Origin of the sequence: Paucibacter sp. TC2R-5, assembly GCF_025717605.1 — a bacterium.
GTDB classification, from domain to species: domain Bacteria; phylum Pseudomonadota; class Gammaproteobacteria; order Burkholderiales; family Burkholderiaceae_C; genus Paucibacter_A; species Paucibacter_A albus.
This window is the reverse complement of record NZ_JAJIRQ010000007.1, coordinates 137,712-163,028: the sequence shown is the minus strand read 5'-3', so window position 1 is coordinate 163,028 and position 25,317 is coordinate 137,712. Positions and strand designations below refer to the sequence as shown.

Genomic DNA, 25,317 nt, shown 5'->3' with positions numbered 1-25,317 from the left:
GAGCTTTCAAAAAGGTAAGAAGGTGTGGACGAGGCAGGAAGCGGGCTTGCCTTGTGCCTGTGGCGCGCCCAGCGGCTGGGGGTTAGGCCGCGTGGCGGGCGGCACTGCGGCGCCAGGCCAGCAGGCCCAGGCCCAGGCCCAGCGCCATCAGCGCCCAAGTTCCCGGCTCGGGCACGGGGGCCGTCATCACGCGCAGCGTCAGGCTGCTGGCGCCGTACTCGGTCGCGAAGCTGTAGCCGCCGGCTTGGCGGAGGTCGAGGCTGGCGAACTGGCTGTCGCCCAGGCGCTGGTTCCATGTCATCACCGTGAAGCTGTCGCCCACCTTGAAGTGCGCGCCGTCCAGCAGGTTCACGGCCAGGGTGCCGGTCAGCGAGGCCGCGCCGCTGATGGTCAGCAGATCAAAACCGCCGGCCGCCGTGCTGCCCAGGTCGACCAGAAAGATGCCGCCGGTTTGCTGCGTCAGGCCGCCCAAGAGGCTCAGCGTGCCCGCGTCGTTCAGGCCGCCGGCCGCCAAGATGCCGGTGTTGCTCAGGCTGGAGAACGCGTTGACCATGCGCACCGTGCCGTCGCCCGCCAGCGTGCCGGCGTTGGCAAAGTCCACGACGCTGCTGGCAACTTCCGCGCCGGCCGCCACGTTCAGCAGGCCTTGGTTGTTGAAGGCCTGGCTCATGTTCAGGGTGCCGGCGTTGACCTTGATGCTGCCGGTGTTGTTCAGCACCAGGCCGTTGCCGATGTCGGTGACGAAGCTCGAGGTTTTGGTGAAACTGCCGACGTTGTCGAAGCGGCTGGCTGCACCGCCTTGGAAGTTGCCCAAGCTGACGTTGCCGTTCGCCGCCTCGACCCAGTTGCCGAGGTTGAGCACGCGGGCACCGCCGCCGGTGTTGAGGCTGCCGGTGCCCGTCTGCGTGGTGCTGCCGGCCAACTCCAGCGTCTGGCCGCCGGTCAGGCCGCGGCCGTTGCTGCCCGACAGCGTGAGGGCGCCTTCCATCCGCGTGCTGCCACTGCCCGTCAGGTGGGCGATGAGCCAGTCGGTATTGCCGCTCAGCACGAGCCGGCCGGTGTTGTGGACCGTGCTGCTGTTGAGCGTTGTCAGCCCGCCTTGCACGGTGGCGCTGTCTGTCACCAGCACCGTGGCGCCATTCAGGGCCACCGTGCCAGCGTTCTGAACCGTGCCCTTGAGTGCGATGCTGCCGCTGGCCAGGTCGAGCATGGCGCCACTGGCGATCTGGATCTGCCCGGCGGTGAGGCTGGCGTCGCCGCTGATGCGCAGCGTACCGGCCTTGATGTTGATCGTGCCGGTGTTGTTCAGCGGCAGGCCGTTGCCGATCTCGGTGACGACGGCCGAGGTCTTGGTGAAAGTGCCGACGTTGTCAAACCGACCGGTGGCTCCCCCATTGAAGTTGCCGAGGCCCACATTGCCCGTGGCCTCGTCCAGCCAGGTGCCAAGATTGCGCAAAACCGCGCCTTGACCAATGCTGAAGCCGCCCGTGCCGACCTGCCGGGTGGTGCCCGCCAGCTCCACCGTTTGCCCACCGAGCACGCCACGGCTGCGGTCGCCGACCAGCATGACAGTGCCGTCCATGCGGGTGCTGCCGCTGCCGCGCAAGGTCGACTCATGCCAGTCGACGCTGCCGGCGATGCGCAAGGCGTTGTCGTTGTTGACGATGCTTTTCACTCGCGTCAGGCCGCTGCCCTGTACGAGCAGGTCGCCGGCGATGGCGAGCACGCCACCGTCCAGGCTCAGGGTGCCGGCGTTGTTCACGCTGCCGCCCAGCGTGGCGTCATTGCTCACCAAGCTGAGCTCGGCGCCGGCCGCAATATTGAGCGTGCCAGTGCTGTTGACGCGGCTGCCGCTCAGGCGCAGGTATCCGGCGTTGACGTTGATGCTGCCGGTGTTCTCGATGTCCAGCGAGGTCTCACCGATCAGCGTGCGCGTATTGGACACCTTGGTGAAGCTGCCCTGGTTGAGGAAGCGGCCCGTGCCGCCGTTGAAGTTGCCCAGGGTGACGTTGCTCGTCGCCTGGTCCACCCAGCTGCCTTGGTTGACCAAGGTGCCGCCGTCGCCCACCGACATGCCGCGCCGGCCGGTGAAGGTGGTGTTGCCGGCCAGTTCCAGCGTGTGGCCGCCCAGCACGGAGGAGGTGCCGTCGAAGTCGGTGCCCGAAATGGCGGTGGCGCCTTCCAGCCGGGTCACGCCGGTGCCGCGCAGCTCCGTGCTGATCCAGGTGCTGGGGCCGGTCACCACCAGGCGGCCGTTGTTGGTGAGCCGGCCTTGCAGCAGCGAGGCGGCGCCCAGGCTGCCGCTGTCGCTCAAGATCAGGTGGGCGCCGCCTTCCAGGATCAGCCGGCCGGTGCCCGTGACGGTGGCCGCTGCGAGGGTGGTGCGGATGCGTGTGTCCGCGCCGCCCAGCAGCACCGCGTCACCGGCTTGCGGCAGGCCATCGCTGCCCTCGTTCCAATTGTTGACGACGTCCCAGACGCCGCCCGCAGCGGCGCCGGTCCAGGTATAGGGCAGGCCCGTCACCTTCACGCTCAAGCCCGTGGCGCCATAGTCGGTGGTGAAGCGGTAGCCCGAAGCCTGCGAGAAGTCCAGGCTGGCGAACTCGCTGCCGGCGCTGCGATTGCCCCAGCTCATCACGGTGAAGCTGCTGCCCCGCGCGAGGCGCTGGCCGCTGAGCACGGAGAAATTCAGCGTGCCGCCTAAGTCCGCATTGCCACTGACCGCCAGCAGGTCGGCGCTGCTGCGGCTCAGGTCGACTTGAAGACTACCGCTGGTGGCCAGATTGCCCAGCACCTGCAACTGGCCGACTTGGCCGACCCCGCCGGGGGCGAGGATGCCGGTGTTGGTGAGGGTGTCCAAAGCGCGCACCGTGCCCGTGCCGGCCAGCGTGCCGGCGTTGGCGAAGCTGGCGTGAGCACCGTCCAGCTCCGCGCCGCTGGCAACGTTAATCTGGCCCTGGTTGTTGAAGCTGCTGGTGAGTCGCAGCGTGCCGGCATTGACGTTGACGGTGCCGGTGTTGTTGAACACCTGGCCGGAAAAGCCCAGGGTTGTGAGGAACGTGGACTGCTTGTTGAACAGGCCCTCGTTGTCGAAACGACCGCCTACGATGCTGCTTTCGCCACTGGCCTGCTCCGTCCAGATGCCTTGGTTCTGGATGCGGCCGTTTGTTTGAATAGCGAGCGTTCCGGTCCCGGTCTGCAAGGTGTCTCCGGCGGTGATCAGCGTGTGGTTCAAACCCAACTGCTTGAAGCCACTACCGGTGAGCTCCAGCACACCGGTCGAGCGGGTGCTGCCAGCACCGTTCAGAAAGCCTCCGGTCCAATTCAGCGTGCCGTTCACCACGATGGACGAGGACTGGGTGATGGCGCCGAAGCCGTTCAGGCTCAGCTTGGCAAAGCTGCTGGCAGCGCCCAGGCTTAAGTTGCCAGCATTGACCGCGACCTGCCCTTCCAACTGCAGGCCCTGTGCTGCGTTGACGTTGCCGTCTATCGTCAGGCTGCCGGCGTTGATGACCGTGGCCCCCAAGGTGTAGGCCGTCGGGCCGTTGCCAAAGGCCAGGGTGGCGCCTTCGGCCACATTGAAGCTTCCCGTGCTGCTGCCGCCCCCGGCGATGCGAAGTGTGCCGGCGTTGACATTGACCGTGCCGCTGTTGTTGAACTGCACCCCACGCTCAAAGGTGGTGACGGTCGCTGAGCTCTTGGTGAAACTGCCTGCGTTGTCGAAGTTGCCGAGGCCCAGGTGGGGGTTCAAATTAGTGAACGAGGTGTTGTCGCTCGCCTGATCAAGCCAGGTGCCCTCGTTCACTAGACGTGCATTTTCGATCGCTAGCGAATTTTGGGATGAGAAACCGAGCGTTTGCGCGCTGGTGCTGCCTTTCAGCACCAGGGTGTGGCCACCCGTGAGGAGGAGACCGTTGGCCAAGCTCAGGCTTGCCGACCCCTCAACATGGGTCGTGCCTGGGCCTAGGAGACTGCCGTTGCGCCAAGTCAACGAACCTGAGATCGAAGTGGTGGCATTGCTGTTGAAGAATCCTTCTTCCAGCGTCAAACCGCCTAGCGAACTATTGCCCCGGAGGTTCAAGCCGCTGCCGTTAGAAGTGTTGATGAGCACCGTGCCCGTGCCAGTCGCGCTGCCGACGACGATATTGCCTATGACATGGGTGTTGAAGCTCCCCAACTGCACATCGTCCAGTACGCCGGGAAACGGTCCGCCCCAATTGGCGGCGTTACTCCAGCTCCCTCCGTTGGGTCCGATCCAAGGGACGGTAGCGGCGGACACCGAAGCGGCGCCGAACAGGGGCAGCAAGGCAAGGGCCAGTCGTGTCAGGGTAGGTTTCATGAAGATTTCTTCAAGGTAGATGCGGCGAGCTGGTGGCGGGCCAGCGGTTCGAAACAAATTTTTCAGCGATGGGCTAACGTCGAGACAGGTCGGGTCAAAGTCGTTTGCCACGGTTTGCGCAAGCCAGTGTTCACGAATGTAGGGTTGGTGGGGGCAAACCGCCATTCGCCCAAGTGCGTAGGGAGGGGCGGTGATCTACGCACAAGTGCGTAGACGCGGGCCTCATGAGCCCGACGGCGCTTGCCGGAGTCCATCGAAGTGGTAACAATGCGGCGCTCCATTCATCCATCAATAGCTCATGAGGGCGGCGCTGATGTCTCAGGCAGTTCCGGTCGAATCGCTGCAGACCTTTCAAGAAAAGGTCTTTGCCAGGCATGTGCTGTTTGATCTGCCGTTTCCCATCGCGCCTACGTTCTTGCTGCTGGGGCTCATCGGCTGGGTGCTGTACGGCAAAGTGTCGGATGCCTGGCTGTTGGTTTGGGCAGGGTGGGCGATTGCGGCGGTGCTTGCACGCATGGTGTTTGATCGCCGCATGCGCAAACGGGTGAACGCCGAACATGGCTATGCCATTGCATTGCGCGGTGGTGCCGCCCTGTCGCTACCCTTGGGGCTGGTGTCAGGTTTTTTTGCATGGCTGTACTTTGACGTGAACGAACCCACGACCATGGCCGTCCTGAGCACCTATATGACCGTCATCATCGTGGGCTCGGTGGCGCCCACATCGGTGTACCTGCCGACCTTTTATCTGCTGGTGCTTGGGGCCTATGGGCCGTATTTGCTGACGCTCTTGCAAGACGGCCGCGCGGGGCACTGGGTGGTGCTGGGTTTGAACCTGCTGTTTCTGATGGTCACGTTTCGTTATGCCCATGCGGCCAATCGAATGCATCGCGAGGCGGTGCGCCTGCGCTATGAGAAGCAGCAGTTGATTGAAGACCTGAGTGAGCGCAGGGCGGCGGCTGAGCAGGCGTCCAGCACCAAGTCTTTGTTTCTGGCCGGCGTGAGCCATGATTTGAAGCAACCCATCAGGGCACTCGGCCTCTACCTGGGAGTGCTGGAGCACACCCAAAGGCAGGAGCGCGCTGATGTGGTGGACAAAGTGGCGCCCAAAATGCAAATGGCTCTGGGCGAATTGCATGGCCAAGTGACCCGGCTGCTGGAACTGTCTCGTCTGGAGTCCGGTGCGTTAGAAGTAACGATGGCGCGGGTAGATCTGGACTCGCTATTTGCCGGCCTGCATGTGTTGTTTGAAGCTCAGGCCGCAGGCAAGGGTATCCGTTTGAGATTTGCAAACCTTGAGCGGCTGCGCAGCCGGGCGCTGTGGGTAGACCTGCAAATGCTGGAGTCCATCTTGCAAAACCTGATCAGCAATGCCATCAAACACACTGCAGTGGGCACGGTGTATATCGGTGTGCGGCAACGTATGGCCTATCGGCGCGGGCGGCAGTTGTGCATCGAGGTGCGCGACACCGGCAGCGGCATCGCGCTGGAGCAGCAAAGTTACTTGTTTGATGCCTACCGCAGCTTCGATGACCGCAAGGCCAGCGAAAGCCATGGCCTGGGCCTAGCCATCGCCAAGGCGCAGGCGACCTACCTTGGCGCGTCGATAGCTGTAAGAAGTGCGCCGGGGCGGGGTTCCGTGTTTACTGTGTGCGGCTTGAGTACACACAAGGGCAAACTGGAGCAAGCGCAGGATCAGTCTGCGCTAAGGAGTTAACAGCCCTTGGGCTCGATGGGGCTACTGGCTTGGGTGCGAATGGCATAGGCCGCCATTTCTGCGCTATTGCGTATGCCGAGTTTGCTGCGCAGGTTCTCTCGGTGCTTGCGGACTGTGCCTTCGCTGATGCCAAGTTTGATGCCTATTTCTTTGCTGGTGAAGCCCTCGCCCACCAATTGGAGGATGGTGATTTCACTGGCTGTGAGTTTGATGGCAGGGGAAGAACCATCGGCATCCATAAACAAATTGGCAATCTCATTGCTGATGTAGCTCCGACCCTGCGCCACCCGCCGGACGGCCAGCAGGAGCTCGCTGCTGCTTTCATTTTTGGGTACATAGCCGGCCGCGCCCAGCGCAAGTGCGGCCCGCACAGAGCCTGCATCCATGCGGGCAGTGACCACGATGGTTCGGACCAGCGAGGCCTGAGCTTGCAAGGCTTTCATGACAGCCAGCCCGTCCAGTTGGGGCAGGCCCAGGTCGAGCAACAAGATGTCGGGTTGGGTTTGCAGCGTCAGCCTCAGCGCGCTAGCGCCATCTCTGGCGATACCTACACATTGCATATCCTCCTGCACATTGAGCAGCATACTCAATGCGTCGGCGAGCATGGCATGGTCTTCAGCGATGAGAATGCGGGTGGTGGGCATAGAGCTGAATCAATGGGGAGGCATCAATGATGTGGAGAAGGCGGGTGTCGATACCAGCTCGGGCCTATGAGGAAAAGGCATTCGCGCTCTATTTTGCCTACGAAATTCCGTTCCCCTATGTCGGCGTGACTTTGATGGCGCTGACCTGTGTGGGATTGATGTACGGGCATGTGCCAACCCTGCACATTGCGATCTGGTTTGTGGTGGGTGGCCTCTTGTCACTGTTGCGCGAGGTGTTTGTCTGGCGCATGAAGCCCCGTCTTGAGAAAGGTGAGGGATACCGGGCGATTCTGTGGGGCTTCACGCTGTCTTCGTTTTTGACCGGCGCGACGTGGGGCGCGTTCACCTGGATGTATTTTGATGCGAGCAGGCCACTGTCTCTATTGATGGCGGGCTCCGTCGTGGCCGGCTTGGCGGGTGGCGCGGTGGCGCCGGTTTCAATTTTTTTGCCAGCCTTCTACGCAGCCGTGTTGCCCACGGTCTTGCCGTTTGTCATTCTTTTGGCTCTTGCGGGTGGTGGCGAGCATTACACCTTGGCCGGCCTTACTTTGGTGTTTCTTGCCTCGACCTCTGGCTATGCGCATGTCACCAACCGCCTGCACCGCGAATCTATGCGCCTGCGGTTTGAGAACCAGCAGCTCATTGAGGACCTGGGAGAGCGCAGGGCGGCGGCAGAAAATGCGTCCCAAGCCAAATCTCTGTTTTTGGCCGGCGTTAGCCACGATCTGAAGCAGCCTATTCGCGCGCTTGGCCTGTATCTGGGGGTTTTGAGTCAAACCCAGAGCCAAGACTGCGCTTCAACTGTGGCCACCGTTGCCCCCAAAATGGCAAATGCTCTGGGTGAGCTGCACGGCCAAGTGACTCGTCTGCTGGAGTTGTCGCGCTTGGAATCTGGCGCCTTGCAACTGCAAATGGGGTGGGTGGAGCTGCCGCAGCTCTTTGCTGATTTGCATGCCTTGTTTGAAGCGCAGGTCAGCAGCAAAGGTATAGGCCTACGCTTTGCGGCAGTCGATGGTTTGCACCACACAGCGGTTTGGGTAGACAAAAAGATGCTGGAGTCGATCCTGCAAAACCTGCTTAGCAATGCCATCAAGCACACCGCTGCAGGCACGGTGTATGTCGGAGTCCGGCTGCGTACAGGCTACCCGCTAGCAAGGCGGCTGTGCCTGGAGGTGCGCGACAGCGGCAGCGGTATCGCTTTGGAGCAGCAAAAGCACTTGTTCGATGCCTACCGCAGCTTTGATGACCGCATGGCCAGCGAAAGCCATGGCTTGGGCCTGGCCATCGCCAAGGCGCAGGCAACGTATCTGGGCTGCGATATCGCCTTGCAGTCAAAGGTGGGGAAGGGCTCCACATTTACCCTCTGCGGCTTGCAGACGTCGCCGGTCTAGGTAATTCGGCTTGTCGGTCGGAGCGAGCCAACTGCCCACTTGCCCACCTGTCACACACCGTCACACAAGCCAAACAGTCGGCCCACAGACATCAAGGCGGCCTTTCAACACAATGACTTCATCGCATTCGGAGCAGCCAGCTGTCAAGCAGGACCCGTATAGCGAGAACGTTATTGACATTAGAAAGGTTGGACCTCATATGAAGAAGCTAATCACCGCCGTCACCACGACTCTGGCCTGTTTGACTGGCTTGAGTGGTCCTGGTCAGGCCCGAGCTGCCGAGCAAGGCTTTTATGTGGGCGGCGACATCGGCCGCTCCAGCAATAATCTGAAGAGCCCGACCAAGCCCGCCGTCTCCACCGACAAAACCGCCACCAGCTGGGGCCTCTACGGCGGCTATCAGTTCAACAAATACTTCGCCACCGAGCTGGGCGTGACACGCTTGGGCTCAACCCATATCGGCACTGGTGAATCCACCAGCACCAGCTATTCGCTGGACGCCATCGGCCGCCTGCCCTTGAACGACAAGTTTGCGTTTTACGGTCGTTTGGGTGCCGCTCACAATGAGCGCAGCTACTCGGGCTTTGACAAAAACCATGCGGTGGGCTTCAAGACCGGCCTGGGTATGGAGTACGCGCTCGACAAGAACTGGGCGCTGCGCACCGAGCTGACACGCTTCAACAATATGCCGACGCAGTCCACTTACGGCAATGCCAGCAACGTGCTGAGCATGGGCGTGAACTACCACTTCTAAGCATCTTGTTTATGCCTCTTGTATCTGGGCGGGCCAGCTCATCAGCAGCCTGGCCCCGCCCAGCGGCGCGGTCTCGATGCGGGCCGCGCCGCCATGGGCTTCGGCAACCCGCCGCACGATCGCCAGCCCCAATCCGAAGCCATGACCGCTGCGCTTGTTCGCCAAACGTTTGAAGGGCGTGAACACATCTTCGCGCTCGGCTACGGGCACGCCCTCGCCATCATCATCGACCATCAGCAAGACCTGACCCTGCTCGACCGAGGCAGACAGCAATACTTCAGCCCGCGCATGGCGGGCGGCATTGCGCAGCGCGTTGCGCAGACCATAAGGCAGCAGCCGGGCGTCGAAGCGAACTTGCGGCGGCAACTGCAGATTGGTTTGCAGCTTCTTGCCGTCCAGCAAGGGCGCCAGGCTTTGCACTTCGGCGGCCAAGAGCGCCGCCAAGTCTCCCATTTCGCAGCGCGCCTCCAGCGCGCCCATGTCCAGCCTGGCCAGCATCAGGCTGGTGTCGATCAGGGTGTCAAGCTCGTCCAGATCGCGCTCACAAGCCTGCACGGCGAGCTCGCGTTGGGCCGGGTCTTCTTCGTCCACCAAGGCGTCGAGTGCGAAGCGCAGCCGCGCCAAGGGCGTGCGCAGCTCGTGCGAGATCGAACCGGTCAGCTCGCGCTGGCTGGCCAAGGCGCTGGCCAACTTGGCCAGCATCGCGCGCCCGCCCGCCGCAATGGGCGCAAACAAATGGCTTTGGCTTTCCTTGATCGGCTCATCAAAACGCCCGGCCAGCATCGCCTCGCCGGCTTCTTGCAAGTGGCGCAGGTCACGCCAGGCCGGGCGCATCAACCACCAGCTCAGCGGCACCACGCTGGCCGCCAGCGCCAAGGCCACGGCCAGTTGCAGCCAGAGCTCACGCGGCAGCACCCAGCCGTTGCCGGGGTGGTTGTCTGCATTCAGGGGCCCCAGGCGCAAGATCTGCGGATCGCCAGGTGCGATGCCTGCGTAAATCAGCCGGTTGAAACCCTGCACCAGCAACTCGCCGCGCGCCAGCCGATCACGGTCGGCAGCACTCAGTCGTTTTGGCAGACTGCCGGTCGAAATAATTTGAACCGGGTAGACGAACAGCTCATCCAACTGCTTGACGCGCTGCAGGCGGGCAGCGCTGTCCAGCGGACGCAGCTCTTCCACCAGCATGGTCGCGGTGCCGCGCATAAAGCGGCGTACATAGTCATCGCTGATCTCTTCCACGGCCAGCAACACCACGCCTTGCACTAGCAGCACCAGCGCCAACACCGCCAGGCCCACGCCCAGCGCCAAACGCGTCAAAGGGTTTTTAGTTTTTGGCAAAGAGATAACCCTGAGCTCGCACGGTCTTGATGTACTCCACGGCCCCAAGCTTTCTGCGCAGGCGAGAGATGCGCGCATCGATCGCACGGTCCAGGCCATCAAATTCCAGGCCGCGCAGGCCTTGCATGATGTCGTCGCGCGTGACGACGCTGCCGGCGCGCTCGGCCAGGAAGAGCAGCAGATCAAACTCGGCGGTCGTCAGCTCGACGTCGGCGTTTGCCAAAACGACCGAACGCGCAGCGGGCTTGATCAGCAGTTCGCCGAAGCGCAGCTCACCGATCTCGTCGGAGGTCGCAGGCGCCGGCGTATCGCGACGCAGCAAGGCCTTCAGCCGCGCCATGAGCACGCGCGGCGAAACCGGCTTGGTGATGTAGTCGTCGGCGCCGCCGTCCAGGCCCATCACCTGGTCGATGTCATCGTCGCGGGCAGTCAGCATGACGATGCGGCCGGCAAAGTGCGCGCCGCACATCGCGCAGCACGTCAAAGCCGTCCTTGTCCGGCAAATGGCCGTCCAGCAGCACCAAATCAAACCCTCCGGCGCGCATCATGGCCTCGCCTTCCAGGCCGCTGGCGCTATGGCTGACCAGGTAGCCGGCCTTGCTCAGGCTGGCGATGACCAGCTCGGCCAGGCGAGCATCGTCCTCGACCAAGAGCAAGCGTGCTGCAGTTTCATCCGTCATTTCTTCCCAGCTCCGTCTTGTTCGGCCGCCGCCTGCATCGCCTCTTTCCACATCCGCGCCGGCAAGAAGGTGCGCAGCTGTTCCATCGCGCGCTCAATCAGCTCGGGGTGCAATTCATGGCCGATGTCGGGCAGGACATCGGCTGTGATGTCGGCGCCTAACTGCACCAGTCTACGGGCCGCGCTGACCTGGTCTTGATAGGGCAAGACGCCGTCCAGTTGGCCGTGCAGAATATGCAGGCTGACCTCATGTGGCGCATGGACCGGCGGCGTGGCGTAAGCGCCCGAGAAGGCCAGCACCCGACCCACCAATTGCGCCTCGGCCTGCGCAGCCTCTAAGGCCAGCACCGCGCCCTGAGAAAAGCCGCCCAGAGCGACATGCTGCCAGGGCAAGTCCCACTGCGCCGCCCAGCTGCGCACCGTAGCGATGAAGGCGGGCAGGGCGGCTTGCACCCGCTCACCATGGTTGTCGTCATTGCAGCCATCCAGCGGGTACCAATGCTGACCGCCCTCTGCAGCCTGCGGCGCATTGAGCGCGAGCACGGCAGCCTGCGGGTACTGCGCTCGCAGCGCTTGCGCCAGCGGCCGCATTTGCGCGGCGTCGGCGCCAGCCCCGTGCAGGAGCAGGAACAATAAGTCGGGCACGCCCTTGTCGGGCAGCATGGCGACGGCGCGCGAGGCGAAGGGGGCGGGGGGCTTGTTCATAGGCGGATTGTCGCCGGGCCGGACCGTCAAGTGCGCGTGCGATCGTTGTCTCGGTGCCCGATCAGCCGCACCAAGGTCGCGCGCAGCTTGGGCGCGTCGATCGGCTTGGTGAGGAATTCGTTCATGCCGGCGGACAGCGCTTCGTCACGCTCCGACACCAGCGCCGCTGCGGTCAGGGCAATGATGGGCAGCTCTTCGCCGCTGAAGCGCCGGCGCACCTCGCGCGTGGCCTCGTGCCCACTCATCACCGGCATCTGCACGTCCATCAGCACTGCGTCAAAAGGCTTGCCCATGCTGGCGGCGGCCAGAATGGCCTCGACCGCTTGGGCGCCGTCGATCGCCTGCGCCACTTCCAGCCCCCATTGCTGCAGCTGCGCCACGGCAATCATCATATTGACCGGGTGGTCCTCCACCATCAGCACGCGCAGGCCTTGCAGGTCTTCGTTATCGCGGGCTTCGCGGGGCTGATTGCTGATCGGCGTCGGCGCCGCCGGCAGCGGCAGCTCGGCCCAAAAGGTCGAACCCTGACCCAGCTCGCTGTGCACGCCGACCTCGCCACCCATCAGCGTTGCCAGCTCGCGGCAAATCGACAGGCCCAGGCCGGTGCCGCCATAGCGCCGCGTGGTTGACTCGTCGGCCTGCGTGAAGGGCTGGAACAGGCGCTCGTGCATGGCCGGCGCGATGCCGGGGCCGGTATCGATCACCTCGATGCGCACACGCTCGTGTCCCGAACTCAGGACCCGCACCGACACCGAGCCGGACTCGGTGAATTTCAAGGCATTTGACAAATAATTGCTGAGGATCTGGCGAATGCGCACCTGGTCGCCGACCACCCAAGCCGGTACATCGGCGTCCACGTCGATCTGAAAGCCCAGCCGGTGCGCCTGCGCCAGCGTGAAGTAGGCCATGCGCATGGTGGACAACATATCGCGCAAACCGAACGGTGCCGCTTCCAGCGTCAGCCGGCCGGCCTCGATCTTGGAGAGGTCGAGGATGTCGGAGATCAAACCTGACAGGCTCTCAGCGCTGTCCAGCATTTGGTCGAGGTAGCCGCGCCGGGTGGCCTCGCTCAGATCGGGCTGTTGCAGCATGCGCGCCAAGCCTAACAAGCCATTCAGCGGGGTGCGGATCTCATGGCTGGTATTGGCCAGGAAGGCGCTCTTGGCGCGGCTGGCCGCCTGCGCTTCGTCCTTGGCCTGCGCCAAGGCGGCCTCGACCCGGCGCCGCTCGGTGATGTCTTCCAGAATCCAGATCGTGCCGCCGCGGCTGGGGTGGTGCGGGTCCACCGCCTTGGCCAGCAAGCGGCACAAGAACGTGCTGCCGTCGCGCCGGCGCATGGTTTGCTCGGTCTCGACTTGCTCGCCTGCTTCCAACTTGGCGCCCAGTTCCTGGCCTATCGACTGGTAGCTCTCTTTGCTGGGCCAAACCACGCTGCCATGTTGACCGATCAGGCTGCCGCTGGGCCAGCCGAACATCTCCTCGACCAGGCGGTTGACCTGCACGAATTGCTGGTCCCGCGTCAGCGTGATGCCGATCGAGGCGTTCTCCAGGATCGCCTGGTGCACCAGGCGGCTGCGTTCGGATTCGCTCACATCGCGCGAGTTGGTGACCTGGTATTGCTGGCCGTCCATTGCAAAGGGCGCGGCCGACAGCAAAACGGAAATCGGCTCACCCGCCTTGTTCAGCAACGTGACCGGGAACTCATCGCAGCGCCCGTTCAGACGAATCAGCTCCAGTACATGGTCGCGCTCGGCCAGGTTTTGCCAGACGCCTAACTCTTCGGCCGTGCGGCCCAAGACTTCTTCGCTGCTATAGCCGCTCAGGCGCTCAAAGGTCTTGTTGACCATGGCATAGCGACCGGAACTCATCTCGGTCAGCGTGATCACATCGGGGCTGGTGGCCACCAGATGCGAGAGCAGGCCCTCGGAGCGGCGCAAGGCTTCTTGAGCGCGTGACTGCTCGGTCTGGTCGATGAAAAAACTCAGTGTTGCCGCCCCGCTGGCGGCATCAACCCGCACGCTGGTGGCCGACACCAGGCGGCGCCGCCTAGAAAGTGTGCGCAGGCGGAACTCCGCCATCGGCAGCATGCCGCCCACCGGCATGGCCTCGATCTTGGCCGCGCGCTGGCGGGCGCGTTCGTCGTCGCCCGGTTCGTAATGCGAGAACAGATCTTGGCCGATCATGCTGCTGCGCTGGGTGTAGCCGAACATCGCCATCGCGGCCGGGTTGGCGTCCAGCACACGGCCCCAGCGGTGCAGCACCAGGGGGCTGGGCGAGCGGCGGAACAGCTCGCGGTAGCGTGTCTCGGTGGCATGCACGGCGTTTTCGGCCTGCACTTCGTCCGTGACGTCGCGGCCGACGCCCCAGTAGCCGCGGAAATTGCCCTGGCTGTCAAAGCGCGGCTCGCCGCTGATAGACACGTAGACAATGCCGCCGTCAAGCGCCCGGCGGCGCGCCACCATGCCGTGGAAAGGGCGGTGCGACTCCAGGTCGGCGCGGTGCGCGTCCATGTCCTCGTCGCTGACGCCCAGGTTCTCGATCTCCCAGGGCGTCTTGCCCAGGCGCGCTTGCAAGTCCAGCCCCGACTTGCCCGGCGTGTCTTCGGCCAGATGGGTGAAGCGGTAGTCGCGGTTCATCTCCCAGTACCAATCGGCCGCCATGCTCAAGAGGCCGCGAAAGCGCGCATTGCGCTCGGCCGCTTCTCTGGTCGAGCGCTGCACCATGCGCAGCATGGCGTAGCCCAGAATCAGCCCGACGACTATCAACAAGCAATGGGTGGCGGTGCGTAGCGGCAGGCTGGTCAAGGCGGCGGCGCTGCTTTGCCAGCCCTGCAGTTCGGCCCAGCCCAAGCCCAGTACGGCGGCCACGCTGAAGGCGGCCAGCGCCACGCCAACCCGCAGCCCCAGCATCGCGGTCGAGAAGGCAGCCAGCAGGCCCAGCACCGACAAGCTCAGCGAGTACAGACCGGTATTGCGGGACACGGCGATCAGCACCGTCAGGCCCATCACCAAGCCCATGGTCGAGATGACGGCCAGCATGCCCAGGCGGCGCGGCAAGCGCCACAAGGCAAGCAGGCTCATCAGCGCAATGCCGGCGGATGCGGCAGGCGGCAGCAGGCCGTCAAACATCTCGTCGCTTTGGCGGCCCAGCAGCAGCACGAGTGCTGCGGCCAGCAGGATGGCCCCGGCCGCACCGAGAAAGAGCCGCGCCGCATGCCAGCGCAGATTGCGCTCCATCAGCGCTTGCTGATCGGTCGGGCTCAACTCCTGGCTGACCAGGCTGCTCAAATCGTCTTGGGGTTCCTTGCTCACTGTGCCAACCGCTTCGCTCAAACTTGATTCAAGGCCGCAGTCTCTCCGACAAACTGGCACTTGACCATTGGGTTAGCACCTGAATCAGGGCCTAAATGATTGCCGGAGCGCATTCTGGGTATTTGTGCACGCCTTGCCGGTCTGTAGCGCGCAAGCCTCAGGGTTTGCTTGGCTTGCGGGCCAGGTTGAGCTGTGCGCGGGTTTGCATGGCGGCCCGGCGTGCGGCGGCGGCAAAATCGTCGCCCGAGCTGGCATAGAGCACCGCGCGCGAACTGCTGACGATGATGGGCGCTGTCGGCCCCCAGCCGGCCTGCACGGTCGCCTCTGCGTCGCCGCCCTGCGCGCCAACACCAGGAATCAGCAGCGGCAGCGTCGGCGCCAGCTCGCGCACCCGCGCGATTTCGGCGGGGAAGGTGGCGCCCACCACCAGGCCGAGCTGGCCATTCTTGTTCCAGTCGGTCTGGGCCAAACGGGCCAAATGCTCGTACAGCTTGGGTTGGCCGGGCACATCGGCCAGGCGCTGGTTTTGCCAGTCGCTGCCGCCGGGGTTGGAGGTGCGGCACAGCAAAATGGCGCCCTTGTCCGGATAGCGCAAATAAGGCTCGATGGTGTCAAAACCCATGAAGGGCGACAGCGTCACCGCGTCGGCCTGGTAACGCTCGAACGCCTCCTTGGCGTATTGCTCGGCAGTCGAGCCAATATCGCCGCGCTTGGCGTCCAGGATCACGGGCACATGGGGCGCCACGCGCTTGATATGCGCCATCAGCTGCTCCAGCTGGCTCTCCGCGCGGTGGGCTGCGAAGTAGGCGATTTGCGGCTTGAAGGCAATGACCAGGTCCTTGGTCGCGTCCACGATCGCGGCGCAGAAGTCATAAATACGGCCTGCGTCGCCCTTCCAGCTACCGGGGAACTTGGCCGGTTCCGGGTCCAGCCCCACACAGAGCAAAGAGTCGTTGAGGCTTTCGGCTTGGCGTAGTTGCTGGATGAAGTTCATGGTTGTTTTTTCTGCATCGTTTAAGGTGCCGTATTGTCCAGGGTTTTATGAAGAGGCGGCCTGCATGCTTGTGTTGACGACCGAAAGACTGCGCCTGCGCTGGTTCGCGCCCGGCGACGAGGCCTATGTGCTGGAGCAGCTGCAGCAGGACTCCTGGAAGCTCAATATCAATGATCCCGGCGTGCGCGACCTCGGTGCTGCCCGCTTCTGGATGGAAGAAAAGCTGATTCGCCCCTGCTGGGAAAAGGGTTTGGGGCTATGGGCAGTGGAGCGCGGCAGCGACGGTGTATTGATGGGCATGGCCGGCATCCTGCAGCGCGACTATCTGCCGGTGCCCGATATCGGCTATGCCTTGCTGCCGCGCTATTGGGGCCAAGGTTATGCCCGCGAGGCGGCGCGTGCTTGTCTGGATTACGCCCGCGAGGTCTTGGGCGAGCCCCAAGTGATGGCCACGACCGCGCCCTTCAACGAGGCCTCGGGTCGGCTGTTGGAGGACTTAGGCCTGCGCTATCTGGAAACCACACAGTTTGCCGGCGTTGAAGGCTTGAGCAAAGTCTATGCGACAGGCGAGCCGACGGCGGCCGCTGAGGAGGAGGCGCGCATTGCGGGTCTGCTGCGGCGCTTCTTTGCCGTCTTTAACACCCGGCAAGGCCGCAACCCTTGTCTTGCGGCCTTGCCCTATATGTTCCTGCCTGAAGCAGTGATCAGTCGTGCCGACGACACCGGCCTGCACCGTATGAGCGTGCAGGACTTTGTCTTGCCGCGCGCCGAGCTGCTTCGCCCGGGCGGCCGTCTGCAGCAGTTTGATGAAGCGATCACCCAGCAGCGCATCGAACGCCATGGCCGCATCGCACAGGCATGGCTGCGTTACCGCAAGCAGGGCGTTCTTGACGGCGAGGCCTTCGAGGCCGAGGGCGTCAAGACCGTGCAAGTGCTCAATACCGGCCGCCGCTGGCAGATTGCGGCGCTGGCTTGGGAAGACTTGGCCTAAGGCTGACTTTGGCTTCAGTACACTGCGGCGGGCGGGGCGCAGGCGCGGTCTGTCTTGATTGCCCGCTATTGATAGGCGTCGCTTCGGAGTGAGTATGGACCAGGCCGAGAAATTGCAGGATGAAATGCTGGCCGCGATCGCCAGCCGTGGTGATGCGCGAAACTATCCGGCGCATGCCGTCTTGATTAACGAGGGCGATCAGTCGGATGCGTTCTTTATCTTGTTGGCCGGGCGGGTCAAGGTCTACGGCGCCGGCGATGACGGCCGCGAAGTGATTTACAACACGCTCGGTCCGGGCGAGTATTTTGGCGAACTGAGCCTGCTGGACGGCGCGCCGCGCTCGGCCTCGGTGGCCAGTTTGGAGCCGCTGCGTTGCGTGATGGTGCGCGGGGCGGATATGCGCAAGTTCTTGGCCCAGTACCCTGACTTTGCCTATCACCTGATCCAGCGTCTGGCTCTGCTGCTGCGCCGCTCGACCGACAACGTCAAGAGCTTGGCGCTGGACGATGTCTATCAGCGGGTGGCCCGCATGCTCAATGAGTTGGCCGGCGCCGAGCCCCCGGACGGCGGGCCAAGGCTGCTGTCACTGAAGCTGACCCAGCAAGACATCGCCGAGCGGGTCGGCTCCTCGCGAGAGATGATCAGTCGGATCTTCAAGCAGTTGCTGCAAGGGGGCTATGTCGAGCAGCGGGATGGGCGCTTAGTCTTGCTGAAGAAGTTACCGGCGGGGTGGTGAGGGTGCTGCAAGTAGCTGGGCGTTGTTGCTCGCTTTCCTAGCTTGTGCGCTGCTGCCGACTTGGCAAACAGGCAATAAAAAAGCGCCCCGCAGGGCGCCCAGGTGGCATCGGTTTGCCGAGTTAGATGCGCTTCGCCAACTCCGCCGCCTTGCCCACATAGCTGCCTGGCGTCATCGCCAGCAACCTGGCTTTCTCGGCCTCGGGGATTTCCAGCCCGTTGATGAACTCACGCACGCCCTCGGCCGTGATGGCCTTGCCGCGGGTCAGCTCTTTCAGGCGCTCATAGGGGTTGGGCAAGGCGAAGCGGCGCATCACGGTCTGGATCGGCTCAGCCAGCACTTCCCAAGCTCCGTCCAGATCTTCCGCTAGCTTGGCCTCGTTGACTTCCAGCTTGTCCAGGCCCTTGAGCAGCGACTCATAGCCCAAGACCGCGTAGCCGATCGCCACACCCATATTGCGCAGAACGGTGGAGTCGGTCAGGTCGCGTTGCATGCGGCTGATCGGCAGTTTCTGGCTCAAGTGAGTGAGCAGCGCGTTGGCGAGCCCGAAATTGCCCTCGGCGTTTTCGAAGTCGATCGGGTTGACCTTGTGCGGCATGGTCGAAGAGCCGATCTCGCCGGCAATCGTGCGCTGCTTGAAGTAACCCAAGGACACATAACTCCAGACATCACGTGACCAGTCGATCAGGATGGTGTTCAGGCGCGTGACAGCATCGAAAAGTTCGGCCATATAGTCGTGCGGCTCGATCTGGATGGTGTAAGGGTTGAAGGTCAGGCCCAGCTGCTGCTCGATCACGCGCTGGCTGAAGGCCTCCCAGTCGAACTCGGGCCAGGCCGACAGATGGGCGTTGTAATTGCCAACGGCGCCGTTCATCTTGGCCAGTAGCTTCACGTCGGCGATGCGGCTGCGCGCATTGCGCAGGCGCGCCACGACGTTGGCGACTTCCTTGCCGAGTGTTGTCGGGCTGGCGGTCTGGCCATGCGTGCGGGCCAGCATAGGCGTGGCAGCCATCGCGTGGGCCATGTCGGTGAGCTTGGCGGTGATGCGGTCGATGGTGGGCAAGAGCACATCGGCGCGGGCGGTCTTGAGCATCAGACCGTGGCTGGTGTTGTTGATGTCTTCGCTGGTGCAAGCAAAGTGCACGAACTCGCCGGCCGCCTTCAGCTCGGGGCTGTTCTCGAAGCGCGACTTGAGCCAGTACTCGACCGCCTTCACATCATGGTTGGTGGTCTTCTCGATGTCCTTGATGGCTTGCGCGTCGACTTCCGAGAAGCGCGAGACCAGGCCGCGTAGCAGGCCGCGGGCGGCGCCGGTCAGCGGCTTGAATTCGGCAAAGCCGGCGTCCGACAAGGCAATGAACCATTCCACTTCAACCTGCACCCGGCGGTGCATCAGGCCGAACTCGGACAGCAAGGGGCGCAGCGGCGCCACGCGTGCGGCGTAACGGCCATCCAGCGGCGAAAGGGCGCTGATCGAGGAAAAGGCGGATAGGTTCATGGCGTATGCGGTGCTGAGACCGGGTGAGACTGAGGGCAAACCCTGGGATTTTATCTCGTCGCCCATCAGACCCCAGGGACCGGCGCGGGCGGCCAGATCAGCCGCGCGCTTTTTCCAGCGAACGGCGGATCTTGCCGGCGTCTTGCAGGCGAGCCGCCGAGCCGTCGGCGTCCAGCAAGACGACGGTCACGTTCTTGCCGCCGCTCAGCATGCGCATGGTCAGGCAGCGCCCGGCTTCCTCGGTGTAGCCGGTCTTGGACAAGCGGATGTCCCAGCCCTTTTTGCCGACCAGGCGATTGGTGTTGTGAAACTCGCGCTTGCGGCCACTGACGGGGATGGTGGCTTTTTTATCGCTGGTGATGTCGGCGATCGCGGGGTAACGAGCGGCTGCTGCGGCAATCTTGGCCACTTCGATGGCGGTCGAGGTGTTCTGCGGCGACAGGCCGGTGGCTTCGCTGATCTGGGTGTGGGTCAGGCCCAAGGCGCGGATCTTCGCGCTGACCGCCAGCTGAAAAGCGGCCAGGCCGCCGGGGAATGTGCGCGCCAAAGCCGCTGCGGCGCGGTTCTCCGAGGCCATCAAGGCCAAGGTCAAAGCATCCTGGCGGGTCAGCTGCGCGCCCACCGGCAAGAACGAGAGGCTGTGCTTGAGGGTGTCCCGGTCGGCGCTGTCTATGCGTATGACTTCCTGCATATTTGACTTGGCATCCAGCACCACCATCGCGGTCATCAGCTTGGTCAAGGAGGCGATCGGCACCACGCTGTCGGCCTGCTTTTCCTTCAAGACCTTGCCCGAGCCCTCGTCCAGCACCAGCACATGCTTGGCGTTGATGGGTACATCGCTGAGGCTGGGGACATGCTCGGCTGCCTGCTTGCTGGGCGCCTTGGCCTGGGCCGGCAACACGCAAGCACTCAAGAGCAGTGCAAAAGCTAACTTTAAAGGCTGGCGGGCAAGCGGCGTCGGGGACTTGGTCATCTATGGGTAGCGAGGCTGAGCTGGGGAACAGTGCTGATTCTAATGAGCGCAGCACTCAGCTATTGGCGAGCGCCGGCCTTTGATGGCCCGATTGGCATGTTGGCGGCGCTTCCCCTGCACCAGAAAGCCCCACTTGTACAGTCTGGCGCGCAACATTGGCGTGGCTAGAATGAAGTCAAACAGAATCAGGTCACAAAGCAAAATGAAACTCATCGGATCCCTTACCAGCCCCTTCGTTCGCAAGGTGCGTATCGTGATGGCCGAAAAGAAGCTCGACTACCAGCTGGTGCTGGAGGATGTCTGGAGCAGTGATGCGATTCTGAAGATGAATCCGCTGGGCAAGGTGCCCTGCCTGGTGATGGAAGGGCAGGATTCGATCACCGGTGCGGTGTTTGACTCGCGCGTGATCGTGGAATATGTGGACACGCTGTCGCCGGTCGGCAAGCTGATCCCCGAGCGCGGCCGCGAACGCACCGAAGTCAAAACCTGGGAGGCACTGGCCGATGGCGTGATGGACGCAGCCGTCTTGGCGCTGCTGGAAAACAAGTTTGCCGGCCGCCCGCCCGAACAGCGCTGCGAAGCCTGGGTGCAGCGTCAGCTCGACAAGGTTGCTGCCGCCTGCACCGCCATGAACCAGGGCCTGGGCGACAAAGCCTGGTGCTGGGGCAATCACTTTTCGCTCGCCGATATCGCGGTCGGCTGCGCCTTGGGCTATCTGGACTTCCGCTTCCCGGCCATTGCCTGGCGTGACGCGAATCCGAACCTGGCCCGCCATTTCGAGAAGCTCAGCGCTCGCCAGAGCTTTATCGACACCGCGCCGCCGGCGCCCTGACACCCGAGCGCAGCCTTGCTGCCGCTGCTGTATTCCTTTCGCCGCTGTCCTTACGCGATGCGGGCGCGGCTGGCGCTGCATTACGCCGGCGTTCAGCTGAATATTCACGAGGTGCAGTTGCGGGCCAAGCCGCCCGAGCTCTTGCGACTGTCACCCAAGGGCACCGTGCCGGTCTTGCTGCTGCCCAGCGGTGAGGTCCTGGAGCAAAGCGCCGACATCATGTTGTGGGCCTTGGCGCAGGCCGACCCCCAGGGTTGGCGCCGGCCAGAACTGGATGCCGAGTCGCTGCCTTGGCTGGCGCTCAACGATGGCCCGTTCAAGCAGTTGCTGGACCGCTACAAATACCCTGATCGCCACCCACGGCAGACTCAGCCGGCCTGGCGCGCCGAGGCCGAAGCCTTGATGCTGGCGCCGCTGGAACAGCGCTTGGAGCGGCAAGCTTATTTGCTGGGGGCAAGTCCGAGCTGGCTGGATTTGGCTTTGCTGCCCTTCATACGGCAGTTTGCCGGAGTTGACGCGGTCTGGTTCGAGGCTGCGCCCTACCCGGCACTGCGGGGCTGGTTGCACGCCTGGGTGGCGAGCGATTTGTTCGTCGCCATCATGGCCAAGCCGGCCCTTGCTGCACAATCGCCCGGCACAAACTGATCAATCAATGAGGAGCCCACGCAAGTGGCAAAAATATGGGCGTGAAAAGCGTGTTCTTTGGCCTGTGGTGGGTGATTCGCAAGTTTTGGGCGGCGCTGGATGCGAGCCGGCGTTTCTTGCTGAACCTGCTGATGTTGGCGCTGTTGGTGGCTCTGGTCAGCGGCCTGATGTCGCGCGGCCCTGCGCCGCTCAAAGACAAGACAACCTTGGTGCTGGATTTGCGCGGCGGCTTGGTGGAGCAGTTTTCCGGTTCCGCCCGCGAGCAGGTAATGGCGCAGCTCAAGGGCAATGCGCAGCGCCAGACGCGGCTGCGCGATGTGCTGGCGACGCTGGAGACCGCCGGCAAGGACCCCCATATCAGCCAGGTCTTGCTGCAGCTGGACGAGTTTGACGGCGCCGGTATGGCGGGGCTGCACGAGGTGTCGGCAGCACTGAATCGCTTCAAGGCCGGCGGCAAGAAGATCATTGCTTATGGCGACCACTTTGATCAGCGCGGCTACTTTTTGGCCGCGCAGGCCAATGAGATTTACTTGAACCCGCTGGGTTCGGTGAGGATTGAGGGTTTCGGGCGTTATCGCAATTACTACAAAGACGCGCTGGACCGCCTGGGCGTGTCGGCCAATGTGCTGCGCGTGGGCACTTTCAAGAGCTTTGCCGAGCCCTACTTTGCCAATGCGCCGTCGCCGGCGTCACTGGAAGCAGAGAGTTATTTGCTGGGCGAGTTGTGGACGGGCTATACGGCCGCGATTGAGTCGGCGCGCAAGCTGCCTAAGGGCGCAGTGGCGGCTGGCATCGAGAAGTTGCCGGAAGCGCTGGCCGCCGTCGGCGGCGACGCGGCCAAGCTGGCGCTGCAGTCCAAGCTGATCGACGGCATCAAGACTCGCGACGAGGTGCGTGAGTTGCTGATCGCGCGCGGCGCCAAGGACGACAAGGGCAATAGCTATCGGCGCGTCAGCTTTGCCGAGTACCAGGTGCATGTGAAGCCGGTCTTGGAACATGGCCCGGCGGTCGGCATCGTGGTGGCCGAGGGTGAAATCAGCGACGGCTCGGCCGGGCCGGGCCGCATCGGCGGCGATTCGACCGCCAGGCTGATTCGCCAAGCGCGCGAGGATGAGAACATCAAGTCGCTGGTGCTGCGCGTCAATTCGCCCGGCGGCAGCGCTTTTGCGTCGGAAGTGATTCGGCGTGAGTTGGAGCTGACGCGCAAGGCCGGCAAGCCTGTCGTGGTTTCCATGGGCGATGTGGCGGCTTCGGGCGGTTATTGGATTTCGATGGCATCGGACGAGGTGATTGCCGAGGCCGGCACCATCACCGGCTCGATCGGCGTGTTCGGCATGCTGCCGACCGGCGAAAAGCTGCTGGAGAAGCTGTCCATCCACACCGGCGGCCACACCACCACTTGGCTGGCCGGCGGCTACGACCCGCGCCGCCCGCTCGACCCGCGCTTGGCTTCGGTGGTGCAGTCCGGCATCAACCACATCTATGCCGAGTTCACCGGCAAAGCAGCGGCCGCGCGCAAGAAGACGGTGGCCGAGCTGGACGCCGTCGCTCAGGGGCGCGTCTGGACCGGTGCCCAAGCCTTGGAGCGCGGCCTGGTGGACCGTTTGGGTAGCCTGGATGACGCGATCAAATCGGCCGCTGCCAAGGCTAAGCTGGGCACCGATGCGCGGGTGAGTTATGTCGAAGGCGAGATGGGCCGCTGGGAGCGTTTGCTAAGCAGCCTGGAGGATGTGTTGGCGCCGTCGATTGCGGCAGCGATTCGCGCCGAGTTGGGTTTGAGCTTGCCCGCCGCCTTGCAGCAGGCGAGTGCAGAGTTGGCCTTTGTCGCCGAAGTCAGCAACAGCCGCAAGCCGTTCGGTGCGGTCGTGCATTGCCTGTGTACGGCGCCTTGAATTCAGGAGGGCTCCCGACGGCCCTCTTATAATGCTCCCCAGCGCCGATTTGTTCCGAATTGCGGGCGCTTAATAAATTCCGCTAAAGAGGGACTCCGCAAGCCGGCGTCCGCTTACTCTCAGCGGTGCCGGTTTTGTTTTTTGGAGGCTTTTCACTGATGCCACATATGGGTCAATTGGGCGACGTCAGCCCTCAGCGCATGGCTTTTGCCAAGCCACTGCGCCTGCGCAGCGGGCTTGAGTTGCGCGACTACGAGATGGTCTACGAGACCTATGGCGAGCTGAACGCCGCGCGCAGCAATGCGGTGCTGGTCTGCCATGCGCTGAACGCCAGCCACCATGTCGCCGGCACCTACGCGGGCCAGGACAAAAGCGAAGGCTGGTGGGACAACCTGATCGGCCCCGGCAAACCGCTGGATACGAGCAAGTTCTTCGTCATCGGCATCAACAACCTCGGCTCCTGCTTTGGCTCGACCGGGCCGCGCGACATCAATCCGGCGACAAACAAGGTTTACGGCGCCGATTTCCCCGTCGTCACCGTGCAAGACTGGGTTGATGCTCAGGCCCGTGTGCTTGACGAGTTAGGCATCACGCAATTGGCAGCGGTCTTGGGCGGTTCGCTGGGCGGCATGCAGGCGCTGGACTGGGCCTTGCGGTATCCCGAACGCCTGCGTCACTGCATCGCGATAGCGACCGCACCGGCGCTGTCGGCGCAGAACATTGCCTTCAACGAAGTGGCGCGGCGCGCCATCATCACCGACCCCGACTTCCACGGCGGCCATTACGCTGAGCATGGCGCGATCCCCAAGCGCGGCCTGCGCGTGGCGCGGATGATTGGCCACATCACCTATTTGTCGGACGACGCGATGGAGCAGAAGTTCGGGCGCGAAATGCGCGCCGCCGAGCTGGGCTACACGACTCAGGACATCGAGTTCCAGATCGAGAGCTATCTGCGCCACCAGGGCGACAAGTTCAGTGACTACTTTGACGCCAATACCTATCTCTTGATCACCCGCGCGCTCGACTACTTCGACCCGGCGCGTGAGTTTGGCGGCGACCTCAGCCGCGCTTTTGCCAGCGCGCGCTGCAAGTTCTTGCTCGCAAGCTTCACGACCGATTGGCGCTTTTCGCCGGCCCGCTCGCGCGAGATCGTCAAGGCCTTGCTGGACAACAAGCTTGACGTGTCTTACGCAGAAATCGACGCGCCGCATGGGCATGACGCCTTCTTGTTGGAGGACCCGCGCTATCACGGCGTCTTGCGCGCCTATTTCACTCGCATTGCAGGAGAGGCAGCATGAGCGCCGGCGTCATCGAACAAATCGCGGCCTTGGTGCCGGTCGGCTCGCGCGTCCTGGACCTGGGCTGCGGCACAGGCGAGTTGCTCGCCTATTTGCAAAAGCATAGAGGCTGCACCGGCTACGGGGTCGAACTGGATGATGCCAATTTGCTGGCCTGCGCTCAGCGCGGTGTCAATGTGATCCAGCTCAATCTGGAAGACGGGCTGACCATCTTCGAGGATCAGAGCTTCGATGTGGTCTTGCAGTTGGAGACCTTGCAGCATCTGCGCAATACCGAGGCAATGCTGCGTGAAACCGCCCGCGTGGGCCGCATCGGCATCGTCAGTTTCCCTAATTTCGCCCATTGGCCGAATCGCCTGCAAGTGGCCTTGGGCCGCATGCCGGTGACGCGGGTGCTGCCTTACGAGTGGTACAACACGCCCAATATTCGGGTCGGCACTTTCGCCGACTTTGAGGTGCTGGCGCGCAAGAACCGGCTGCGCATACTGGACAGCTTCGGCATCCAGGACGGCCACGCGGTGCGTAGCTTCCCGAATCTGCTTGCCAGCATGGCGGTGTTCAAGTTCGACCGGGGTTAGGCGTT

At 63.3% G+C, this 25,317-nt stretch carries 20 protein-coding genes; 10 read left to right on the top strand and 10 right to left on the bottom strand.

All coding sequences use genetic code 11. The annotated features are described in order from the left end of the window. Positions 1-82 precede the first annotated feature (82 nt). Positions 83-4,339 (bottom strand): beta strand repeat-containing protein, encoded by a 4,257-nt coding sequence (locus LNV08_RS17025; RefSeq protein ID WP_263534927.1) that lies wholly within the window; start codon positions 4,337-4,339, stop codon positions 83-85. Between the two features lie 313 nt (positions 4,340-4,652). Between LNV08_RS17025 and LNV08_RS17020 the strand changes: the two genes are divergently transcribed. Continuing rightward, positions 4,653-6,053, top strand: a complete 1,401-nt coding sequence (locus tag LNV08_RS17020; RefSeq protein ID WP_263534926.1) for a sensor histidine kinase — start codon at positions 4,653-4,655, stop codon at positions 6,051-6,053. Here the strand turns inward: LNV08_RS17020 and LNV08_RS17015 are convergent. Continuing rightward, positions 6,050-6,697 carry a response regulator gene (locus LNV08_RS17015; RefSeq protein WP_263534925.1) on the bottom strand — a complete coding sequence of 216 codons (648 nt, stop codon included), beginning with the start codon at positions 6,695-6,697 and terminating at the stop codon, positions 6,050-6,052. The two genes, LNV08_RS17020 and LNV08_RS17015, sit on opposite strands and share 4 nt — an antisense overlap. A gap of 44 nt (positions 6,698-6,741) precedes the next feature. On the opposite strand from LNV08_RS17015, the gene LNV08_RS17010 reads away from it, so the two are divergent. Further along, positions 6,742-8,088, top strand: a complete 1,347-nt coding sequence (locus LNV08_RS17010) for a sensor histidine kinase (RefSeq protein ID WP_263534924.1) — start codon at positions 6,742-6,744, stop codon at positions 8,086-8,088. Positions 8,089-8,287: 199 nt separating this feature from the next. Beyond that, positions 8,288-8,842: an outer membrane beta-barrel protein gene (locus LNV08_RS17005; RefSeq protein WP_263534923.1), complete on the top strand. Its 555-nt coding sequence runs from the start codon at positions 8,288-8,290 to the stop codon at positions 8,840-8,842. A gap of 9 nt (positions 8,843-8,851) precedes the next feature. Here LNV08_RS17005 and LNV08_RS17000 read toward each other — a convergent pair whose 3' ends face one another. From LNV08_RS17000 to pyrF, 6 genes are all read right to left on the bottom strand, one after another. Further along, the gene (locus tag LNV08_RS17000) at positions 8,852-10,180 is read right to left on the bottom strand and encodes an ATP-binding protein (RefSeq protein WP_263534922.1); all 1,329 of its coding nucleotides are present in this window, start codon (positions 10,178-10,180) and stop codon (positions 8,852-8,854) included. Further along, a complete protein-coding gene (locus tag LNV08_RS16995; protein WP_263534921.1) occupies positions 10,167-10,616 on the bottom strand; it encodes a winged helix-turn-helix domain-containing protein in 450 nt (149 codons plus the stop codon). Before LNV08_RS16995 ends, LNV08_RS17000 begins: the two co-directional genes overlap by 14 nt. Continuing rightward, positions 10,594-10,860, bottom strand: a complete 267-nt coding sequence (locus tag LNV08_RS16990; protein ID WP_263534920.1) for a response regulator — start codon at positions 10,858-10,860, stop codon at positions 10,594-10,596. Before LNV08_RS16990 ends, LNV08_RS16995 begins: the two co-directional genes overlap by 23 nt. Then, complete coding sequence (gene ypfH / locus LNV08_RS16985) at positions 10,857-11,564, bottom strand: esterase (protein ID WP_263534919.1); 708 nt, start codon at positions 11,562-11,564, stop codon at positions 10,857-10,859. The genes LNV08_RS16990 and ypfH overlap by 4 nt, the downstream gene beginning before the upstream one ends. A gap of 26 nt (positions 11,565-11,590) precedes the next feature. Then, positions 11,591-14,875, bottom strand: coding sequence for a PAS domain-containing hybrid sensor histidine kinase/response regulator (locus LNV08_RS16980; RefSeq protein ID WP_263534918.1), 3,285 nt, complete (start codon positions 14,873-14,875; stop codon positions 11,591-11,593). Positions 14,876-15,032: 157 nt separating this feature from the next. After that, positions 15,033-15,869, bottom strand: a complete 837-nt coding sequence (pyrF, locus tag LNV08_RS16975) for an orotidine-5'-phosphate decarboxylase (protein ID WP_263534917.1) — start codon at positions 15,867-15,869, stop codon at positions 15,033-15,035. Between the two features lie 64 nt (positions 15,870-15,933). On the opposite strand from pyrF, the gene LNV08_RS16970 reads away from it, so the two are divergent. Next, a complete protein-coding gene (locus LNV08_RS16970; protein WP_263534916.1) occupies positions 15,934-16,860 on the top strand; it encodes a GNAT family N-acetyltransferase in 927 nt (308 codons plus the stop codon). Between the two features lie 94 nt (positions 16,861-16,954). Continuing rightward, complete coding sequence (locus LNV08_RS16965) at positions 16,955-17,596, top strand: Crp/Fnr family transcriptional regulator (RefSeq protein ID WP_263535065.1); 642 nt, start codon at positions 16,955-16,957, stop codon at positions 17,594-17,596. A gap of 121 nt (positions 17,597-17,717) precedes the next feature. Here the strand turns inward: LNV08_RS16965 and purB are convergent, their stop codons facing one another. Both purB and LNV08_RS16955 read right to left on the bottom strand, forming a co-directional pair. After that, the gene (gene purB / locus LNV08_RS16960; RefSeq protein WP_263534915.1) at positions 17,718-19,094 is read right to left on the bottom strand and encodes an adenylosuccinate lyase; all 1,377 of its coding nucleotides are present in this window, start codon (positions 19,092-19,094) and stop codon (positions 17,718-17,720) included. A 97-nt stretch (positions 19,095-19,191) separates the two neighbouring features. Further along, positions 19,192-20,067 (bottom strand): serine hydrolase, encoded by an 876-nt coding sequence (locus tag LNV08_RS16955; RefSeq protein ID WP_263534914.1) that lies wholly within the window; start codon positions 20,065-20,067, stop codon positions 19,192-19,194. A 202-nt stretch (positions 20,068-20,269) separates the two neighbouring features. On the opposite strand from LNV08_RS16955, the gene LNV08_RS16950 reads away from it, so the two are divergent. From LNV08_RS16950 to metW, 5 genes are all read left to right on the top strand, one after another. Continuing rightward, positions 20,270-20,899 carry a glutathione S-transferase C-terminal domain-containing protein gene (locus tag LNV08_RS16950; protein WP_263534913.1) on the top strand — a complete coding sequence of 210 codons (630 nt, stop codon included), beginning with the start codon at positions 20,270-20,272 and terminating at the stop codon, positions 20,897-20,899. Between the two features lie 15 nt (positions 20,900-20,914). Then, complete coding sequence (locus tag LNV08_RS16945) at positions 20,915-21,544, top strand: glutathione S-transferase (protein WP_263534912.1); 630 nt, start codon at positions 20,915-20,917, stop codon at positions 21,542-21,544. Between the two features lie 35 nt (positions 21,545-21,579). Then, positions 21,580-23,436, top strand: coding sequence for a signal peptide peptidase SppA (gene sppA, locus LNV08_RS16940; RefSeq protein WP_263534911.1), 1,857 nt, complete (start codon positions 21,580-21,582; stop codon positions 23,434-23,436). Between the two features lie 167 nt (positions 23,437-23,603). After that, on the top strand, positions 23,604-24,734 hold the full coding sequence (gene metX / locus LNV08_RS16935; RefSeq protein ID WP_263535064.1) for a homoserine O-succinyltransferase MetX: 1,131 nt from the start codon (positions 23,604-23,606) through the stop codon (positions 24,732-24,734). After that, a complete protein-coding gene (gene metW, locus LNV08_RS16930; protein WP_263534910.1) occupies positions 24,731-25,312 on the top strand; it encodes a methionine biosynthesis protein MetW in 582 nt (193 codons plus the stop codon). The genes metX and metW overlap by 4 nt, the downstream gene beginning before the upstream one ends. Positions 25,313-25,317 lie beyond the last annotated feature (5 nt).

Bases quoted from the DNA above. Each gene is read 5' to 3' on its own strand.
- LNV08_RS16955 (WP_263534914.1), bottom strand. From the start codon at position 20,067: ATGACCAAGTCCCCGACGCCGCTTGCCCGCCAGCCTTTAAAGTTAGCT.
- LNV08_RS16965 (WP_263535065.1), top strand. From the start codon at position 16,955: ATGGACCAGGCCGAGAAATTGCAGGATGAAATGCTGGCCGCGATCGCC.
- LNV08_RS16990 (WP_263534920.1), bottom strand. From the start codon at position 10,860: ATGACGGATGAAACTGCAGCACGCTTGCTCTTGGTCGAGGACGATGCT.
- metX (WP_263535064.1), top strand. From the start codon at position 23,604: ATGGGTCAATTGGGCGACGTCAGCCCTCAGCGCATGGCTTTTGCCAAG.
- pyrF (WP_263534917.1), bottom strand. From the start codon at position 15,869: ATGAACTTCATCCAGCAACTACGCCAAGCCGAAAGCCTCAACGACTCT.
- LNV08_RS16995 (WP_263534921.1), bottom strand. From the start codon at position 10,616: ATGCTGACTGCCCGCGACGATGACATCGACCAGGTGATGGGCCTGGAC.
- LNV08_RS16950 (WP_263534913.1), top strand. From the start codon at position 20,270: ATGAAACTCATCGGATCCCTTACCAGCCCCTTCGTTCGCAAGGTGCGT.
- LNV08_RS17015 (WP_263534925.1), bottom strand. From the start codon at position 6,697: ATGCCCACCACCCGCATTCTCATCGCTGAAGACCATGCCATGCTCGCC.
- LNV08_RS17025 (WP_263534927.1), bottom strand. From the start codon at position 4,339: ATGAAACCTACCCTGACACGACTGGCCCTTGCCTTGCTGCCCCTGTTC.
- purB (WP_263534915.1), bottom strand. From the start codon at position 19,094: ATGAACCTATCCGCCTTTTCCTCGATCAGCGCCCTTTCGCCGCTGGAT.
- LNV08_RS17020 (WP_263534926.1), top strand. From the start codon at position 4,653: ATGTCTCAGGCAGTTCCGGTCGAATCGCTGCAGACCTTTCAAGAAAAG.
- ypfH (WP_263534919.1), bottom strand. From the start codon at position 11,564: ATGAACAAGCCCCCCGCCCCCTTCGCCTCGCGCGCCGTCGCCATGCTG.
- sppA (WP_263534911.1), top strand. From the start codon at position 21,580: ATGGGCGTGAAAAGCGTGTTCTTTGGCCTGTGGTGGGTGATTCGCAAG.
- metW (WP_263534910.1), top strand. From the start codon at position 24,731: ATGAGCGCCGGCGTCATCGAACAAATCGCGGCCTTGGTGCCGGTCGGC.
- LNV08_RS17005 (WP_263534923.1), top strand. From the start codon at position 8,288: ATGAAGAAGCTAATCACCGCCGTCACCACGACTCTGGCCTGTTTGACT.
- LNV08_RS16970 (WP_263534916.1), top strand. From the start codon at position 15,934: ATGCTTGTGTTGACGACCGAAAGACTGCGCCTGCGCTGGTTCGCGCCC.